The sequence below is a fragment of the Pseudomonas ceruminis genome (assembly GCF_021602025.1).
In the GTDB taxonomy this organism is placed as follows: domain Bacteria; phylum Pseudomonadota; class Gammaproteobacteria; order Pseudomonadales; family Pseudomonadaceae; genus Aquipseudomonas; species Aquipseudomonas ceruminis.
This window is the reverse complement of the sequence record NZ_BQHW01000053.1, coordinates 1-15,709: the sequence shown is the minus strand read 5'-3', so window position 1 is coordinate 15,709 and position 15,709 is coordinate 1. Positions and strand designations below refer to the sequence as shown.

Below are 15,709 nucleotides of genomic sequence, written 5' to 3'. Positions count from 1 at the left end.
TGCGCCCGTGAGGGCAGAAAACCAAGGCTGTGCCTTGGTTATCCAATAATCAGCGGGTGAAAATCGGGCTTTTCGGCATGCCCAAGCCGTCCATTTCCGGCTGATGGGCAACTTGTTCGGAGTTTCCCTAATGAACGTGCTCACCACGAGCCCGGATACATTAGCGCAAGCATGCTTTACCGTTCATCAAACTGCGTTGCAGGAGGTGGGCTGACTATACATCTTCGTCTGGTGCATTTCCGGATCGCGCTTGCCATCCTTGTTCTTGGTCGAACTGGGCGCGTGGATGATGGTGGCATCGACAATCGTACCCTGGCGTAGCGACAGACCTCCCTTTGTCTTGCAAATAGTTGTTGATGGTTTCCAGAATCCCTGCCGCGAGTTGTTGCATCTCCAGCAGGTGCCGGAAAGTAAGCGTCCGCCCAACTCACCTTGTGCAAGTCAGGCTGGCACCCACTGATGCGGCAGCAACTGCTCAATCTCGCTGGCCCGCTGCGTCGGCAGCCGCGTCAGCACATTCTTGAGATAGGCATACGGATCATGCCCATTCATGCGCGCTGATTGGATCAGGCTCATGATCGCAGCCGCCCGCTTACCGCTGCGTAGCGACCCGGCAAACAGCCAGTTCGAGCGCCCGAGTGCCCATGGCCTTATCTGGTTCTCGACTTGGTTGTTGTCGATGGGCACAGCCCCATCGTCTTAGTAGCGCGTCAGCGCTACCCAGCGTTTCAGGCTGTAGTCGAGGGCTTTGGCCGTGGCTGATCCGTTGGGCACCAAGTCGCGCTGGGCCAACATCCACTCATGCAGTGTTTTGCTGATCGGTACCGCCAACTCCTGACGTAATCGCCACCGATCTTCATCGCTCATGTCCCGTGCCTGGCGCTCGATCTCGTATAAACCGCCAATCGAATGCAACGCCTGTTCGGCCAACTGGCTTTTGTTCGCCACATGCAAATCGAAAAACTTGCGACGGGCGTGGGCCATGCAGCCGATTTCAGTGATGCCTTGCTCAAAGCCAGCTTTGTAGCCAGCGAAGTCATCGCAGACCAACTTGCCGTTCCAGTCGCCGAGGAAGTTGCGCGCATGTTCGCCAGCACGGCTTGAGCTGAAGTCGTAAACCACGGCTTTGAGGGCCGAAAACGGCGTCGTGCTGTAGGCCCAGACGTAGGCCCGGTGGGTTTTCTTCTCGCCCGGTGCAAGCATTTGCACGGGCGTTTCATCAGCATGAATCACGCCCTGCTTCAGCAACGCCTCACGCAATGCATCGACCAACGGCTGGAGCCGCACGCCGGTTTGTCCAACCCATTGGGCCAAGGTCGAGCGAGCGATTGCCAGCCCGGCGCGGCCAAAGATTTTCTCCTGCCGATACAGCGGCAAGTGATCGGCAAACTTGGCCACCATTACGTGGGCCAGCAAACCTGCGGTTGGGCTACCTTTGTCGATAACCTGCGCTGGCACCGGCGCCTGGATCAGTATTTCGCACTGGCGGCAGGCCCATTTGCCACGTACATGTTGCTCGACGGTAAACACACCAGGCGTGTAATCCAGCTTTTCGCTGACGTCTTCGCCGATGCGTTGAAGCTGGCAGCCACAGGCGCACTGAGTGTTTTCGGGTTCGTGACGAATCACCGTACGTGGAAACTGCGGCGGCAAGGGCGCACGTTTCGGGGATTGCCGTGGCTCGGCCTGTGGTGAAGCTGGGATGAGCTTTTTCAGCTCTTCTTCGATAGCTTCAAGGTCTGTGTCGAGGAGGTCATCCAGCAAGCTGTCTTGTGCTGGGCTGATCTGCTCGCTGGGCTTGGCAAACTTGTGGCGCTTGAGCAGGGCGATTTCGAACTTGAACTGTTCGATGAGAATTTCATCGTTCTGGATCTTCCTGCTCATCGCCTCGACTTGGGACTGCAATTGCAACGCCTGTGCCGCCAAGGCACGAAGCTGTTCCGGAGTCATCTGGTCGAGGTTGGGCAAGAAAGTCATGCCGCCGATTGTGCCAGAGCAGGCCCGAAACGACGACAAGCAGACCGGCCAAATGGCCGGCGGTTACAGCATGCTGATCACGCCGCCTGAGCCGACCCGCTGCCACGGCAGGCCCAGCACCAACGCCTGGAGTTGCTCGCTGTCGAGTTTGACCTCACAGCCGTGGCGAATTCCGGGCCAGTGAAACTTGCCTTGATTCAGGCGCCGCGCGGCAAGCCAGACGCCCACGCCATCGTGCACCAGCACTTTCATCCGGTTAGCACGGCGATTGGCGAACAGATAAGCGCAGTGCGGCTTCGCCGCACCGAACACCGCGATCACCCGGGCCAAAGCCGTTTCGGTACCGGCGCGCATGTCCATCGGCTCGGTGGCCAGCCAGATTGCATCAATGCGGATCATTGAGCGACAGCCCGGATAAATTGCGCACAGCCCTCGGGATCCGAGGCTGGCCATCTCACTGTGATCAATTGGCCGGCCATGGGCAACTCGATGATCACTGAGGCTTCGGCTGGCCGTTTAGGTGCGGCTTTTAGCGGAACGAACGCCGGTAGTGAAGTCGCTGCGGGCTGGTCTCGATAGAGCGGCATCCATTTGCGGATGACATTGGCATTGATGCCGTGGCTGATGGCGACACTCGATACGGTTGCCCCAGGTTGCAGGCATTCCTGAACGACCTGGGCTTTGAATGGTTTCGGATAAGAGCTTCGTTGGCGCATGGAAATCCTGGCGATAAGGGCGATCGCGTCCGCTTAAAAATACCCGGACACCATCGCCCTAAAAGCTGGAGTTCGTAAGGTGAGTTCACCGGACGCTTACTGTTGGCTGCCTGCAAGCCTGCGTATTCAATGATACGGTCTCGATTTGATCTCGCGACCTGGGCAAGCGCTGAGGCTTCGTGGATAGCGAGGTCGGAACACAGGCCTTGGTGGTAACAGCTCAACAGATAGCGTATTGCGGACGCCGCAGCTACGCCATTCCCTGGGTCTAGCTTCAGCGCTGCCAATCGGGCGTCATGGGCTTCACTGAAGCGGAAGCTTCCTTCCAGCTGATTAGCAAGGTTCGTCCAACTCTGTGTGCGAATGGCATCTGCAGCCTCAGTGTTCTGAGCCACGTGCCAGAAGTAGCCACGGGCTTCAGCCCGCAGGGCCTTGGTAGATTCGAGGTGGGTCTAGCCGATCACCTTCTTCGCTGGTGAAAGCCGCTGCACTGATTATTGCCGTGGCCAGGTTGAACTTCACATCAGGGGTTGGGAAGGTCGAATGAAGCTCTCGGTACAGTGCAAGTCCTTCCTCAACAGCGTCGCGCGCCTGAATCAACACACCTGCGTTTACCAGAGCCGCAGCCTGAATAACCTTAAGGTTTGGCGCCTGTGGGCCATCAGCGACGATTCTTCGCGCTTCCCTGATTGCTGCACCTGGATCGGTGTCCTCCAAATGGTTCAAACGGGCCAGCAGCTCTTGGAAATCGTAATTCGCCAAAGGTAACGCCTCTGCAGTTGGAATATGCCAATAAGAAGCCGTGCCACACGCCCTACCCTAAAAACAGCCTCGTCAGCACGTTGCCTAATACTCTCGCCTCCTGTGAGGTGCGCCTAAGAGTGGTCGGTTGCCGGCAGATGAGCACCTGCCAGGACACCGTCACGAGGCAGTTCACTTACCCCGCTGCGATCGAAAGTGGCACCACCCTATTGGCCACCTGCTTTTGGCTGAGGTAGCGGGTGCAGCTCACCCTCAAGAACGAGGCAAAATTCACCACTTCTCCCCGGTAATCCATGACTTCCTCGTACAGCTTAGCGATGAGTTGGTTCGTGCTGACACCATCCGCTGAAGCGATCTCGGTCAGGATGTCCCAGAACTGGTTTTCTAGACGCAGGGTGGTAACCACGCCCCGGATGCGCAAGGAGCGCGAGCGCGATTCATAGAGAATCGGGTCTGCCTTCACGTACAGCTCACACATGATGCCTCCGCTGGTTTCACCTGGCTAAGTCGCGTCGTGGGCATATGCCCACACCTGAAGCTACCTTCCCAAGGCATCACGCGGGTAATACACCGCTATTACACGTGCCCATTTCGCTGCCGAGGCGCACGTAATAGCCACTTATTACCCACCAGATTTTCATTCTGCCATCTTGAGTGCATAACAACACCACAGGAAAGCCTGATAATGTCGAAATTCCTCCACACCATGATCCGCGTAGGTGACCTGGATGCCTCCATGAGTTTCTACGGACAAGCATTCGACCTGCAGGAATCCCATCGCCTTGAGTTCGACGATTTCTCCCTCGTGTACCTGCGCGACCAGCAAAGCGGCGCCGAAATCGAACTGACCTGGAACAAGGGCCAAGACAGCTACACCCACGGCAGTGGCTATGGCCATGTCGCCTTCGCAGTAGAAGACCTTGATCTCCATCACGCTCGCTTGAGCGAAATAGGGCTCTCACCTGCCCCCATCAAGGAATTCAAACGTGGCGAGGAGATGCTCGCTCGCTTCTTCTTCATCCAAGACCCCGACGGCTACAAGATTGAGGTGCTGCAGCGCGCCGGCCACTACCAGTAACGCAACCACAAGCATCAGACGCCTAGGCGTCGTCTATTAATACAGCGCGGAAAAACGCCACTCCCCAACAAAGCAGCACCCGTGATGTCAGGCTCCTAATAACAACAACAAGGAGAACAGCATGCAGGATATACAAGCCAGCCGCCGTAGCTTTCTGAAAGGCAGCGGCGGAATTCTCTTGGGCACGTTGCTTTTCACCTCCGGCCCCATTGCCCTGCTCGCCCCCAGTAAAACCTGGGCGCTCGAGATGAAAATGCTGAACAACGATCAAGCCGCACGACTGATCGTTGTGGTGCGCCGGATCTACCCTCACGATCAGATGGAAGACGCTGTGTACGCCTTTGCGATCAAAGCACTGGACGACCGCGCCGTTACTGACCCCTCCATTCTTCCCCTGCTTGAACAAGGTTTGAACGAGCTGGACAAGTCTGCCGACGGCGCCTGGCTGAATCTGGATGAGCCACGCCAATTGGCCTTGCTGGAGTCCATCCAGACCACCCCGTTTTTCACCCTGATCAGATCAGTATCGGTCAATGCTCTTTACAGCAATGAACTCGCCTACCAGCACTTTGGCTACGAGGGCGCCTCCTTCCCCAAAGGCGGCTACTTGATGCGCGGCTTCAACGATCTGAAATGGCTGCCTGCTGCCCCTACCGAAGCCAGTCCCCCCGCCTTTTCCTGAGGATGCGTACATGACTACATTCAATTTCGACGACGACTCGGTAGTGGTGATCATCGGCTCTGGTGCGGGTGGCGGGACACTGGCCAATGAACTGTGCCAGAAGGGTATTCCAGTCGTTCTGCTGGAAGCTGGACAGCGCCAATCCTCTGCCACATTCATCAATGACGAATGGCCTTCATTCGAGCAATTGTCCTGGGGCGATACTCGCACTACCTCGGGCTCGTGGCAGATCGCCAAGGACTTCCCGAATCTCCCCGCCTGGATCTGTAAAACCGTCGGTGGAACCACCACTCACTGGGCAGGTGCCAGCCTTCGATTCCAGGAGCATGAATTCCGAGCGCGGCAGACCTACGGCGACATCAAAGACGCGAATCTGCTCGACTGGCCACTGACGCTTGCAGAATTGGAGCCCTTCTATGCAAGGGCAGAAGACAAGATGGGCGTGACGCGCACCAACGACATTCCTGGACTGCCGGGAAACAACAATTTCCAGGTGATGTACAACGGTGCTCGCAAGCTTGGTTACAAGAAATGCAGTACCGGCCACATGGCGATCAACAGCCGTGCTCGCGCAGGACGTGCTCAATGCATGCAACTCGGATTCTGCTTCCAGGGCTGCAAGATGGGGGCAAAGTGGTCAACGCTGTACACCGAGATTCCAGCAGCGGAAGCCACAGGTAAGCTCGAGCTCCGCACGCAGGCGCACGCAGTGAAGATCGAGCACGATGCCAAGGGACGCGCGACTGGAGTGGTCTACGCGGATGCGCAGGGACGACTGCAACGCCAGAAAGCGCGTCTTGTTGCGGTCGCAGGCAATGCCATCGAAACGCCCCGCTTGCTGTTGAATTCGACCAGCACATTGTTCCCTCATGGGATTGGCAACGGTTCAGGGATGGTTGGTAAGCACTACATGCGCCATACCACCGGCTCAGTGTTTGCGGAGTTCAAGGATCCGGTGCACTTCTACCGCGGCACCATCATGGCCGGCCTAATCGGTGATGAGGTGCACTTCAATCCCGACCGAGGCTTTGTCGGTGGCTACGAGATGGAAACCATCTCGCTCGGCCTTTCCTTCATGGCTGCGTTCTTCAACCCCGGCGCCTGGGGGCGCGACTTCACCCGCGTCATGGACAACTACACGCATCTGGCTGGCATGTGGCTGGTCGGTGAGGACATGCCCCGGGAAACCAATCGCATCACCCTGAGCGATACCGTCAAAGACCGCTTCGGCATTCCAGTGGCCAACGTGCACTACGACGACCACCCCAACGATATCGCCATGCGAGAGCATGCCTATCAGCAAGGTAGTGCGGTCTATGAGGCCGTCGGAGCACTGAAGACGCATCGAGTACCACCCTACCCCTCGACTCATAACATGGGCACATGTCGCATGAGCCACAAGGAAGCTGATGGCGTCTGCAATAAATACGGGCAAAGCCATGAAGTCCCGAATCTCTTCATTTCGGATGGCAGTCAGTTCACCACCAGCGCAGCCGAGAACCCTACCCTGACGATCGTCAGCCTCGCGATCCGTCAGGCTGAGTACATTGCCGATGCCTTAAGGACGCATGCGGCATGACTACTACTCCCGACAACCGTTTGGAGATTTGCGCTCTCCCGGCATTCACCGACAACTACATCTGGCTTCTGGCTGATCACTCAAACCAGGCCTGTGCAGTCGTAGATCCAGGTGATGCCGGGCCAGTTCAAGCCTGGCTGGCTGAGCATCCTGGTTGGGTGCTCACTGATGTACTGATCACTCACCACCACAGTGACCATGTGGGCGGTATCGAGAAGCTGAAGTCTGCCTTCGACCTTCTCGTCCATGGCCCGGAAAACGAGCCGATCCCCTATAGGGATCGGCCACTCAAGGATGGTGATCTGATCCAGGTATTGGGACGTACCATCAACGTGATCGGGGTGCCTGGCCATACTTCCGGACACTTGGCTTACCACCTGGTTGATGAGAATGTGCTGTTCAGCGGCGACACGCTGTTCAGCGCCGGTTGTGGGCGCCTGTTCGAGGGTACGCCGCTGCAGATGCTGACCTCGCTCGAATGCCTTGCAGCGCTACCGGAGCAGACGCAAGTCTACTGTGCACACGAGTACACCCTCTCCAACCTGCGTTTTGCATTGGCTGTTGACCCAGACAATCAGCAAATCGCCGAGCGCTTGGCCGAGGTCTGCGAAATCCGTGACCGCGGTGAGTGCACCTTACCGACCCGAATCGGCGTTGAGCGTGCATTTAACCCGTTCCTCCGCGTACGGGAAGCGAAGATCGTTGAGGCTATCGAACGTCACGCGGGGCTGACCATCAGATCCGCCGAGGAATGCTTCGCTGCAATGCGCAAGTGGAAAGACAATTTCTGAACAACAACAAGAGGATCATCTATGAGAAAAACACTGCTGATTGCCGCTACAGCCTTCATGATTGCTTCTGCCCAGGCAGCTCAAGAGCCTGAGGCCGTATTCGCAAAATCCTGCGCCATGTGCCACAACGGCCAACTCCCAAACGCGCCCAAGAAAGGTGATGCAGCTGCGTGGAAACCTCGCCTTGCTCAAGGGCAAGAGGCACTACTCAAAAACGTAGTGAATGGATTGAGTGTCATGCCACCACGTGGGCTCTGCAGTGACTGCAGTGACGAAGACCTCGTGGCAACGATAGGCTGGATGTCTCGCTAACCGATAGGAAAATCGAGCCGCTATAGGACAATGGGGCATCCACAAAGGTCAGCCTTCTTGAGGGCGATGCCGAATTGACCCACGTGCCGACGTAAGACTGCCCCACCTCTAAATCAGCACAAACTCTGCACAACCAATGTTTTTCGAGGAATCAGCCTAGGTCAGTGACATCTCGGCAACTGGGTCAATTCGGCGTCAGCGCCAACACCATATCGGGTCGGTGGCAGCAACGGGCTGGCATACACCATGCCCTCAACTCTGGCGTCGATACCGAAGACGGCGTCACCCGTGGTTTTGTTGGCAATGTCCAGCGAAGTGACCGGTTTACCCACCAGCCTCAGGTCGGCATCGGCCTTCAGTGGCAGCGCTTTCAGCTCCGCTTCGCTGAACTCACGGGTCACGCCCAAGGTGACCAGTTCGGCGTAGGAAATTTCCTGTTTTCCGCAAACCACCCTACCGCCGCGGGCCACACAGGAATCGGGCGAAACGCCCCATTTTTTGGCAGCAGCTTCAATCAATGCCACCCGTCCGGCAGCACCGGCCTGACAGTAAACCGGCCAGCTCTGGGACACCGACCAACTCCCGCCGGTCACCATCAGGCCCCATTTCCTGGCACTGTCCACATGGACGATTTCCACATTTTCCCAAGACACCTCCAATTCGTCCGCAAGGATTCGGGCGATGGAAGTACCCCACGTGCTGGCCCATTTCGACCCGAATGATGTTGACCTTGACCTTGACCTTGCCGGCGTTGTCGCTGGAGTACCACACCGAAGGTTCGTAGATTGCGCCTTCACTGGGTAGCGCCGCGTCATCGGTCGTCGCAGGATCCATGGCCGCTAACACGCCGCGTGGAAAGCCAAAGCTGAGCCCCGCCAGGGTCATGGCAACCAGAAAGCCACGGCGAGTCATGCCTGTTGGTCCGCCCGTATTAAACAGCGCGCTCATCGTTGACCTCCTGCCTCATTGCAGCAGCCGCTTTATGAATCGCTTTGCGGATGCGTACGTAAGTCATGCAGCGGCAGACGTTGCCACTCATCACCGCATCGATATCTGCATCGGTCGGATCGGGAAAGTCGCTCAGCAGCGCGGCGGCCTGCATGATCTGACCAGGCTGGCAGTAGCCACACTGTGGTACCTGCAATTTATGCCAGGCCACCTGCAACGGATGATTGCCTTGCTCGGACAAGCCTTCGATGGTGGTGACACTGGCACCCACCACGGCGGAGACAGGCGTGATACAGGAACGGGTGGCTCGGCCACCAACGTGTACGGTGCAAGCACCGCAGGCACCAATACCGCAACCGAACTTGGTGCCGGTCATGTTCAATTCGTCACGGATAACCCACAGAAGAGGCATGTCTGTGTCCACGTCGGCAACTGTTGGCTTGCCGTTCAACATAAACCTGGCCATGGCTCACTCCTCCCGCGAATTAATGCTCAAACCGGGGCTGACGACGAATCTCAGCGACTTTCTGTTTCAGATCGGCCATGGCTGTTCATTCGCCGTTTGTCGCAGGTAAGTGGCAATGGCTGTTATGTCGTCATCATTGAGCGCTTCGCGGAACTGAGGCATGACCACACCGCGAATCCCTTGATCGCTTCTGAAGCCATCGAGTATGACGTTGATCAGATTACTCGGGTCGTCAAGATGAGTAGCGCTGCCCAGGGCCAGCAACGGACGACCTTTCACCAGCTGGCTACTGCTGTAGTGGCAAGCAGAACAGGTGCTGTTATACAGCCGGGCACCATGATCGATCCGCAAGTCTGTGGTCTTGTGCTGTGCCTGGTCAGCGGTCTGGAGTTTAGGACTGGCCGCTGGTTCGTTGTTGTTGTCACCCGCCAACTCGCCAAAGTAAACACTCAACGCTTTGATATCCGCGTCAGGCAAGGCAGACAAGCCCTCATGCACGACAGGCGCCATCGGGCCAGCGGCACTGCCGTGGAATAGAGAGTTGCCAGTACGCAGGTATTCATGGAAGTCCTGCACTCGCCAAGGCAGCGGCGACATGCTGGTGCGGGTCAGCGATGGTGCGACCCAGCCGTCAATCGATGCGCCTTCTTACATGTGACTGTATTTTTCGCCCCCCAGCGCATTACGTGGCGTATGGCAGGCACCGCAGTGGCTGATTCCCTGGGCCAAATAGGCACCGCGGTTCCATTCCTCAGACTTGTCGCTACGCTTTTCAAACGGATCGGTGTTGGCGAACAGCAGTTTCCAGCCTGCTTGCAGAAAGCGAAGATTGATCGGAAACGGAATACCGTTTTCCTTCTTCTGCTGATTGATCGCCGGCACGGATGACATGAGGAAGGCATAGACAGCCTTGATAACGTCATTCGTCATTTTATTGAAGTGCTCGAACGGGAACGCCGGCAACAAGTGATGACCATCGCGGCTGACACCGGCACGCATGGCGCGGATAAACGCCTCTTCTGACCAACGACCGATACCCGTGTCAGGGGCCGGAGTGATGTTGCTGGAGTAGATGGCACCGAACTGGGTGTTCATCTGATAGTTACCCGCGTACTCCTGACCACCCGGGGTAGTTTGACAAGTACGGCAGTAACCGGCAGCGGCCATGATTTTGCCGTGCTCGACCATGTCCGAAGGGAATAGGTTCCTGGTCGGGGGTGTAATGGATCCGATTTCCGGATGCCAAGCGTAAATTCCGAACAATACAGCTCCGGCAACCCCTATACCAATGATGCTGACAAAAATGCGCTTAAGCATTTCACATCACCCCACAGGTTAATGCGTGCATTAAAGGGAGAGCGCAACCCTCTTGGACATTCCGTGTTTTTTGGGTAATCAGTGCGATACAGTGATTGAATTAGAGCGTTTCATTATGACCCTTGGCGGGATTTTGCCCAGCGTTTTTTTAGCGTTTACAACCCGTCAGGAAATACCTCCATCACCACGACGGGTCTGGAACTTCGAACGCGCAACGCATCGTAGTACCAGGCTATTACCCTCCCGCTGCGCGATACCTGCATGATCTGGAACAAGGATCATCACCCTACCTGCAATCGCCCTTCAATCTCTCTGCAACCGGCTAATGGCCGTGTTTACACCCAAGCCGTCAAAGGCCCGGTGTTCCAGGAAAAACGAACGAAGATCGATACAACGATCACAAAAATGCAGGCCTGCTCAACCAGGGGCTTGTTGCCACTGAGATGAGTCATTGCCCTGCCCCACCTCGCCGGAGGATCTGTGAGCCTGCCTGTCAGATTTCGTGAAGCTGTAAATACAATAATTCCGCGTGCGCGGCGATTCGATGACGATCTGTCCATCCTGGCTTTCGGAACGGATGCCAGCTTCTATCGCCTGATTCCGCAACTGGTGATTCGCGTCGAGTCCGAAGATGAAGTGGTGGCGCTGCTGCAATTGGCACAGCGCGACCGGGTTCCCGTGACCTTCCGCGCCGCCGGCACCAGCCTGTCCGGGCAAGCCATCAGCGATTCGGTGTTGATCGTGCTTGGGGATAACTGGAACGGTCGCGAGATCCGTGGCCAAGGCACACAGATCCGCTTGCAACCGGGGGTGATCGGCGCGCAGGCCAATGCCTGGCTGGCACCGTTCGGGCGCAAGATCGGCCCGGACCCGGCCTCGATCAACGCCTGCAAAATCGGCGGCATCGTGGCCAACAATGCCAGCGGCATGTGCTGCGGCACGGCGCAAAACACCTATCACACCCTGGCCGGCATTCGTCTGGTGCTGGCCGACGGCAGCCGTCTCGATACCGAAGACGCCACCAGTATCGCGGCGTTTCGCGCCAGTCATGGCGACCTGCTGGAGCGCCTCGCGACCTTGGGCCGCGAGACCCGCGCCAATGCCGAACTGGCCGCGAGAATTTGCCACAAATACCGTCTGAAAAATACCACCGGCCTGTCACTCAACGCCCTGGTGGATTATGACGAACCTGTGGATATCCTGAGCCACTTGCTGGTGGGCTCCGAAGGCACCCTCGGCTTCATCAGCGCAGTGACCTACGACACGGTGATCGATCACCCGAACAAGGCCTCGGCGCTGATCGTATTCCCGGATGTGGAAACCTGCTGCAACGCCGTCACCGTGCTCAAAAGCCAACCGGTGTCAGCGGTAGAGTTGTTGGACCGCCGTAGCTTGCGCTCGGTGCAGAACAAGCCCGGCATGCACGCTTTCGTACAACAGCTGTCGAACAATGCCTGCGCCCTGCTGATCGAATCCCGCGCGGCATCTACCTCGTTGTTGCAGGAACAGCTGGCGCAGATCATGGCGTCGCTGTCTTCGTTCCCGGTAGAGAAGCAAATCGATTTCACCGAAGACCCGCTGGAAAACGCCCGGCTCTGGGCGATCCGCAAGGACACCTTCCCCGCCGTCGGCGCGGTGCGCAAAACCGGAACCACGGTGATCATCGAGGACGTGACCTTCCCGGTGGAACAACTGGCCCTCGGCGTGAACCGGCTGATCGAGCTGTTCGACAAACATCACTACGACGAAGCGATCCTTTTCGGACACGCACTGGAAGGCAATCTGCACTTCGTCTTCACCCAGGGCTTCAACAGCGCGGAAGAAGTCGCACGCTACCAGGCGTTCATGGACGACGTGGCGCAACTGGTGGCTGTCAAGTTCGGCGGTTCGCTCAAGGCCGAGCACGGTACCGGGCGCAACATGGCACCCTTCGTCGAACTGGAATGGGGCAGCGACGCCTACCAGTTGATGTGGCAGCTCAAGCGCCTGCTCGATCCCAACGGCATTCTCAATCCGGACGTGGTGCTCAGCGAAGACCCGCAAATCCACCTCAAGCATCTGAAACCGCTGCCGGCCGCCGACGAGATCATCGACAAGTGCATCGAATGCGGCTTCTGCGAGCCGGTCTGCCCCTCCAAAGGCCTGACCTTGAGCCCGCGCCAGCGGATCGTGATCTGGCGGGACATCCAGGCGAAGAAACGCGCCGGGGTCGACACCCGCGAACTCGAAGCGGCCTACGAATACCAGGGCATCGACACCTGCGCCGCCACCGGTCTTTGTGCGCAACGCTGCCCTGTAGGAATCAACACCGGCGAGCTGGTGAAAAAGCTTCGTGGCCAGCACGCCACCCATAAGAAAACTGCCAACTGGCTGGAGGGAAATTTCGCCACGGCGCTGCAAGGTGCGCGTTTCACCCTGCACGTGGCCAATGGCGCACGGATGTTGCTGGGTGCGCCACGCCTGGCAAAGTTATCCGCAACCTTGACGCGCTTGTCCAAAGGCCAGGTTCCGCAATGGACCAACGCCATACCACAGCCGGAAAAAGCCATTCGCTTCAGCCCGACAGTGAGCGACGAACGCCCGCGCGTGGTGTACCTGGCCGCATGCGTTTCACGGGCGATGGGGCCGGCGGCGGGCGACAAGGAACAAATGTCGCTGTGCGACAAGACCCGCGGCCTGCTGGAAAAAGCCGGTTACCAGGTGGTCTTCCCGGACAACCTGGACAACCTCTGCTGTGGCCAGCCGTTCGCCTCTAAGGGTTATGCTGAACAGGCCGAACACAAACGCCAGGAACTGATTGGCGCTCTGCGCCACGCCAGCCGTGGCGGACTCGACCCGATCTACTGCGACACCAGCCCCTGCACGTTGCGCCTGATCCAGGACCTGGGCGAAGTACGCCTGGACCTGTACGACCCGGTACGTTTCATTCGTACGCACCTGATGGATCGACTGCAGTTCACGCCGCAGGAAGCGCCCATCGCGGTGCATGTCACCTGCAGCACCCAGCACCTTGGTGAAAGCCAGGCGCTGATCGATCTGGCGCGCAAATGCAGCAACAACGTGGTCATCCCCGAAGGCATTCATTGCTGCGGGTTTGCCGGCGACAAGGGCTTCACCACTCCCGAACTGAATGCACATTCACTGCGCACTCTGAAAGATGCGGTGCAGTACTGCAGCGAAGGCATTTCCACCAGTCGCACTTGTGAGATTGGCCTGAGCCAGCATGGCGGGATCGATTATCACGGGCTGGTGTATCTGGTGGACCGCGTGACCCGAAAAAAGACTGGAACAGCAGGACAACCGGTCTCATCAACCCAACTGTGTGCGCAGGAATGACCCTTGAGTGATCTTCTGTTTCGTCGACAAAGGCTGCTGGCGCAACCGGCCCATTACGACCTGTTGAGTCAATGCCTGAGAGGGATTGAGCGCGAATGTTTGCGCGTGGATTGCGAGGGACTCCTTGCACTGACACCGCACCCTGTCGCACTGGGTTCGGCACTTACCCATCCGCAGATAACCACCGACTACTCCGAATCCTTGCTGGAATTCATCACTCCGGCCATGCCGGGGGCAGTGGAATCCTTGGCCTGCCTGGAGCAAATCCACCGATTCGCTTGCAGCAACCTTGAAGGGGAATTTCTGTGGAGCTTGTCCATGCCATGCCCCCTCCCGGAAGAAGAAAACATACCGATCGCCTTTTACGGCACTTCACATACAGGGCAGTTGAAATATCTTTACCGCAAAGGATTGGCCTTGCGCTATGGCAAAAAAATGCAGTGCATTGCCGGCATTCATTACAACTTCTCGATGCCCGAAGCGCTCTTCGCGCTTCTGCAACGGGAGGAAGGTGATACGCAGGCCCTGCAGGATTATCAGTCAGCGTGCTATATGGCCCTGATTCGTAATTTCAAACGCTACAGCTGGTTGCTGATGTATCTGTTCGGCGCCTCCCCAGCGGTGGAGTCCAGCTTTCTCAAGGGAAGCGCGCACGCACTCGAACGGCTCGATGAGCACACTCTCTACCTGCCCTTTGCCACCAGCTTGCGCATGAGCGATCTGGGTTATCAAAGCCGAGCCCAATCCGACCTCAATCCGAGTTATGACACCCTTGGCAATTACATGGAAATGTTACACCGTGCGGTCTCCACGCCCCACCCAGGCTATGAGGAAATGGGGACTCACCAGGCGGGCGAACGAGTGCAGCTGAGCACTCACACGCTGCAGATTGAAAACGAGTTCTACGCCAGTATCCGCCCCAAACGGGTGACAGATATCGGCGAAAGACCGCTTCAGGCGTTGTTGTCACGGGGCATTCAATACGTGGAAGTGCGCTGCCTGGACATCAATCCATTTATGCCAGCGGGAATGGATCTTGTCCAAATGCGCTTTCTCGATGCGTTTTTGTTGTTTTGCGCGTTGCAGGACAGTCCGCGACTGAGCAGTGATGAGCAACTGCATGCCGATCAAAATTTCCTCAAGGTCGCCAAAGAAGGTCGTCGACCCGGGCTGCAACTGCTGAGGGAAGGACAGAACACCGATTTGAAAACCTGGGCTTGCGACTTGTTGGAGAGCATTCAGCCACTCGGCGCGTTGCTGGATCGAAGCCACGCTGGCGACCTCCATACCGAGGCCGTCCAATCACAGCGAGACAAGGTCGAAAACTGCACCCTGACGCCTTCGGCACAGGTGCTGGAGGCGCTGCGAAAACGAAAATCGAGTCTGGCGCGGTTCGGCCTTCTTCAGAGCAAGCAGCACGCCGAATACTTCAAGGGTCTGGCCGGCGACGAAGAGTCGAATCTGGAGGCGCTGAGCGTCACCTCAAGGCTGCACCAGCAAGCGCTTGAGCGAGCCTCCATAGGCGAATTGGACGCCTATGTCCAAACTTACATCAGCCGCATTTCTCAGCTCCACTCGTGATCATTTTCAATGGGCGCAGAAACTCTTTGCCCCTGTTTAAGAGGGTGTAGACAAAATCAAGTCGTGAGCCGGCGTGCGAGCATCCTAGCCTCGGCCAGCCACACCCATGCCTCGCTAACAGCAAACAACCGGTCGTGGTGCATAATCAGTCGCCGAGCTCTCTC

At 57.5% G+C, this 15,709-nt stretch carries 15 protein-coding genes and 3 pseudogenes; 7 read left to right on the top strand and 11 right to left on the bottom strand.

What is annotated here, in order from left to right; translation table 11 throughout:
• Positions 1-210: 210 nt before the first annotated feature.
• The 6 genes and pseudogenes from L6D80_RS29545 to L6D80_RS29520 form a co-directional block, all read right to left on the bottom strand.
• Positions 211-415 (bottom strand): annotated as a pseudogene (locus L6D80_RS29545) (IS5/IS1182 family transposase); the annotation flags it as partial.
• A 26-nt stretch (positions 416-441) separates the two neighbouring features.
• A pseudogene (gene tnpC / locus L6D80_RS29540) lies at positions 442-1,977 on the bottom strand (IS66 family transposase).
• Between the two features lie 63 nt (positions 1,978-2,040).
• Positions 2,041-2,376, bottom strand: a complete 336-nt coding sequence (tnpB, locus tag L6D80_RS29535; RefSeq protein WP_176516632.1) for an IS66 family insertion sequence element accessory protein TnpB — start codon at positions 2,374-2,376, stop codon at positions 2,041-2,043.
• On the bottom strand, positions 2,373-2,693 hold the full coding sequence (tnpA, locus tag L6D80_RS29530; protein WP_009681580.1) for an IS66-like element accessory protein TnpA: 321 nt from the start codon (positions 2,691-2,693) through the stop codon (positions 2,373-2,375). The genes tnpB and tnpA overlap by 4 nt, the downstream gene beginning before the upstream one ends.
• Before the next feature lie 417 nt (positions 2,694-3,110).
• The gene (locus tag L6D80_RS29525; protein ID WP_154211951.1) at positions 3,111-3,455 is read right to left on the bottom strand and encodes a hypothetical protein; all 345 of its coding nucleotides are present in this window, start codon (positions 3,453-3,455) and stop codon (positions 3,111-3,113) included.
• Positions 3,456-3,630: 175 nt separating this feature from the next.
• On the bottom strand, positions 3,631-3,933 hold the full coding sequence (locus tag L6D80_RS29520) for a ribbon-helix-helix domain-containing protein (protein ID WP_009681578.1): 303 nt from the start codon (positions 3,931-3,933) through the stop codon (positions 3,631-3,633).
• Positions 3,934-4,140: 207 nt separating this feature from the next.
• On the opposite strand from L6D80_RS29520, the gene L6D80_RS29515 reads away from it, so the two are divergent.
• The 5 genes from L6D80_RS29515 (at position 4,141) to L6D80_RS29495 (ending at position 7,897) form a co-directional block, all read left to right on the top strand.
• Complete coding sequence (locus L6D80_RS29515; RefSeq protein WP_009681577.1) at positions 4,141-4,533, top strand: VOC family protein; 393 nt, start codon at positions 4,141-4,143, stop codon at positions 4,531-4,533.
• 121 nt (positions 4,534-4,654) lie between these two features.
• Complete coding sequence (locus L6D80_RS29510; RefSeq protein ID WP_009681576.1) at positions 4,655-5,215, top strand: hypothetical protein; 561 nt, start codon at positions 4,655-4,657, stop codon at positions 5,213-5,215.
• Positions 5,216-5,225: 10 nt separating this feature from the next.
• A complete protein-coding gene (locus tag L6D80_RS29505; RefSeq protein ID WP_009681575.1) occupies positions 5,226-6,794 on the top strand; it encodes a GMC family oxidoreductase in 1,569 nt (522 codons plus the stop codon).
• Positions 6,791-7,585 (top strand): hydroxyacylglutathione hydrolase, encoded by a 795-nt coding sequence (gene gloB, locus L6D80_RS29500; RefSeq protein WP_016486914.1) that lies wholly within the window; start codon positions 6,791-6,793, stop codon positions 7,583-7,585. The genes L6D80_RS29505 and gloB overlap by 4 nt, the downstream gene beginning before the upstream one ends.
• Before the next feature lie 21 nt (positions 7,586-7,606).
• Positions 7,607-7,897, top strand: coding sequence for a c-type cytochrome (locus L6D80_RS29495; protein ID WP_009681572.1), 291 nt, complete (start codon positions 7,607-7,609; stop codon positions 7,895-7,897).
• Between the two features lie 161 nt (positions 7,898-8,058).
• Here L6D80_RS29495 and L6D80_RS29490 read toward each other — a convergent pair whose 3' ends face one another.
• From L6D80_RS29490 to L6D80_RS29470, 5 genes and pseudogenes are all read right to left on the bottom strand, one after another.
• The gene (locus L6D80_RS29490; protein WP_236183105.1) at positions 8,059-8,349 is read right to left on the bottom strand and encodes a hypothetical protein; all 291 of its coding nucleotides are present in this window, start codon (positions 8,347-8,349) and stop codon (positions 8,059-8,061) included.
• 9 nt (positions 8,350-8,358) lie between these two features.
• Positions 8,359-8,712, bottom strand: a pseudogene (locus L6D80_RS29485) (hypothetical protein); the annotation flags it as partial.
• A 116-nt stretch (positions 8,713-8,828) separates the two neighbouring features.
• The gene (locus L6D80_RS29480) at positions 8,829-9,311 is read right to left on the bottom strand and encodes a (2Fe-2S)-binding protein (RefSeq protein ID WP_009681570.1); all 483 of its coding nucleotides are present in this window, start codon (positions 9,309-9,311) and stop codon (positions 8,829-8,831) included.
• A gap of 66 nt (positions 9,312-9,377) precedes the next feature.
• Entirely contained in the window at positions 9,378-9,908 is a 531-nt protein-coding gene (locus tag L6D80_RS29475; protein WP_016486912.1) for a c-type cytochrome, read from the bottom strand.
• Positions 9,909-9,959: 51 nt separating this feature from the next.
• Positions 9,960-10,628, bottom strand: a complete 669-nt coding sequence (locus L6D80_RS29470; protein ID WP_197899466.1) for a cytochrome c — start codon at positions 10,626-10,628, stop codon at positions 9,960-9,962.
• Between the two features lie 480 nt (positions 10,629-11,108).
• Here L6D80_RS29470 and L6D80_RS29465 point away from each other — a divergent pair, with 480 nt between their 5' ends.
• Together L6D80_RS29465 and gshA are read left to right on the top strand one after the other, a co-directional pair.
• Positions 11,109-13,964, top strand: coding sequence for an FAD-binding and (Fe-S)-binding domain-containing protein (locus L6D80_RS29465; RefSeq protein ID WP_009681569.1), 2,856 nt, complete (start codon positions 11,109-11,111; stop codon positions 13,962-13,964).
• Between the two features lie 3 nt (positions 13,965-13,967).
• Positions 13,968-15,545, top strand: a complete 1,578-nt coding sequence (gshA, locus tag L6D80_RS29460; protein WP_009681568.1) for a glutamate--cysteine ligase — start codon at positions 13,968-13,970, stop codon at positions 15,543-15,545.
• Positions 15,546-15,709 lie beyond the last annotated feature (164 nt).